Source organism: Novosphingobium sp. MBES04, from assembly GCF_000813185.1.
Taxonomy (GTDB): domain Bacteria; phylum Pseudomonadota; class Alphaproteobacteria; order Sphingomonadales; family Sphingomonadaceae; genus Novosphingobium; species Novosphingobium decolorationis.
This window is the reverse complement of record NZ_DF850488.1, coordinates 775,980-777,519: the sequence shown is the minus strand read 5'-3', so window position 1 is coordinate 777,519 and position 1,540 is coordinate 775,980. Positions and strand designations below refer to the sequence as shown.

Sequence of the window (1,540 nt, the reverse complement as noted above, 5' to 3'; positions counted from 1 at the left end):
AGGTTCACGGTCTTCAATCTTGACCAGTGCGAAGGCCTGCCAATCGATGCGGGCGAGGTATCGAACGTCCCTGATCCGGTCATGACGCGGATCGAGGCCGACCGGATCATAAAGCTTTCGGGCGCGGACTTCCGGATAGGCGGGCGCGAGGCCTACTATGCCCCGGCCGAGGACTTCGTGATGGTGCCGCCACAGGTTGCTTTCCCCGATCCGATCAACTGGTACCGCACGGCGCTGCACGAACTGGGCCATTGGACCGGGCATCCCACCCGCCTCAACCGGGACCAGTCGGGCCGCTATCGCTCCTCGAAGTATGGCCGGGAGGAACTGGTCGCCGAGATGACCAGCGCCTTTGTCTGCGCCTCCTTGGGGATCGCGCCGAGTGTGCGGCATGCTGATTACATCGGTGCGTGGCTCACGGTATTGCGCGAGGACGAAAAGGCGATCTTTCGTGCGGCCAGTGCTGCCAGCAAGGCGGCCGATTACCTCCTTGCCTTCGGGGAGGAGGCGGCATGATCCGGCCTCTTGCCTTCCTCGTCCAGCGTATCCGGGAGGCGTCCCTCAGGGGTGCCTTTGCCGAGGTCCCCGATCCCCGGAACCGGCGGTATATGCGGGCGATGGCCTCGCTTCCCGATGCGGAGCACGCGGCCTTTCGTCTGGCCCGCATCGAAGGCTTGAACGTGCCCCGGATCGCGGCCGAACTTGGTATCTCGAACGCGCAGGCCGAGACCCATCTGGCCCATGCAATCGAAATGATCGCCAGTTCTCTGCGCCGTCAGAAACGCAAGGGATGGTGATATGCGCGCGGCCGGAGCCCACAGGGCCCCGGCCGCCATCATTTTGCACTTGGCAGCAAGGATGTTAGGCGCGAGTCTGTGCCCATGAAAACGAGCCTCGACCATCTCCCGGCGAACAAGCAGCGCGAGCTCGAACGCGTGGTGCAGATCGTCTTCGAGGAATTCGAGGACGCCTTCGCGCTTTCGACGCAGAACTGGAAGAAGAAGGGGCGCATCCTCAAGATCGTGCTCTACGGCAGCTATGCCCGGGGCAACTGGATCGACGAGCCGCACACCGCCAAGGGCTACAAGTCGGACTATGATCTGCTGGTGATCGTCAGCGACAAGCGGCTGACCGACCGGGTCAAGTACTGGACCCGCGTCGACGAGCGGCTGATGCGCGAATATGGCATCACCGAGAGCCTCAAGACGCCGGTCAATTTCATCGTCCACACCATGCAGGAAGTGAACGACGGGCTCGCCCAAGGCCGCTACTTCTTCATGGACATCGCCCGCGACGGCATCGCGCTCTACGAGGCCGACGACAGCGAACTGGCGACCCCCAAGCCCAAGACCCCGCATGCCGCGCTGGCCTTGGCGAAAGAGTACTATGAAGAGTGGTTTCCCAGTGCCGGTGAATTCTTCGACGACTTTAAGAGCAATCTGGAACGAGGTCGCTATAACAAAGCGGCTTTCGAACTGCATCAAGCCACCGAACGCCTCTACCATTGCGTCCTGCTGGTCTCGACCTTCTACACTCCGTT

The 1,540-nt window shown here is 62.1% G+C and carries 3 protein-coding genes; all 3 read left to right on the top strand.

Annotated features, from left to right (window positions below; genetic code table 11):
- The coding region (locus MBENS4_RS03440; protein ID WP_039388788.1) for an ArdC family protein at nucleotides 1-516 on the top strand (516 nt) is incomplete at its 5' end.
- Nucleotides 513-797 (top strand): RNA polymerase sigma factor, encoded by a 285-nt coding sequence (locus MBENS4_RS03435; protein ID WP_039388785.1) that lies wholly within the window; start codon nucleotides 513-515, stop codon nucleotides 795-797. The genes MBENS4_RS03440 and MBENS4_RS03435, both read left to right, overlap by 4 nt.
- Nucleotides 798-881: 84 nt before the next feature.
- Nucleotides 882-1,540, top strand: a 659-nt coding sequence (locus MBENS4_RS03430) for a HEPN domain-containing protein (protein WP_039388784.1), incomplete at its 3' end; no start/stop codon positions are given.